The sequence below is a fragment of the Pedobacter sp. ASV12 genome, from assembly GCF_016429155.1.
Taxonomy (GTDB): domain Bacteria; phylum Bacteroidota; class Bacteroidia; order Sphingobacteriales; family Sphingobacteriaceae; genus Pedobacter.
The window spans coordinates 1-407 of record NZ_JAELUC010000328.1 but is presented as its reverse complement, the minus strand read 5'-3'; the positions used below and the strand labels follow the sequence as shown (position 1 = coordinate 407).

General features: G+C 40.5%; 1 pseudogene. It reads left to right on the top strand.

The annotated features are described in order from the left end of the window. Positions 1-407: pseudogene (locus JHD69_RS20535) on the top strand (hypothetical protein); the annotation flags it as partial.

Below are 407 nucleotides of genomic sequence, written 5' to 3'. Positions count from 1 at the left end.
CATTCCAAGAGATCCATCTGAAATCACTTTCGTTCAGGTACCTACTAACTTGGTTACATCTACAGTTGGTGGCGTAACTACTGTAAGACAGTATGCTAAAGCTTATACGCCGCAAGAACAAAGCGATATTTTCTTTGCTTATATCAACCAAGATAAATACTTGAGCAAACACAAAGGCGAGTACGCTCAACGTAATGGTGGAACTTCACCTTGGAGAAACCAATTCGATTTTAGATTGACCCAAGAAATATTCAAAAACTTTGGCAATTCTAAAAATTCAGTGCAGTTCACTGCTGATATTTTCAACGTAGGCAACTTGTTGAACAGAAACTGGGGCAATGTTAACTCTGTCTCTTATACACATCTGACGCTGCCGACGAACCACGACATGTGTAGAGAGAGGGGAG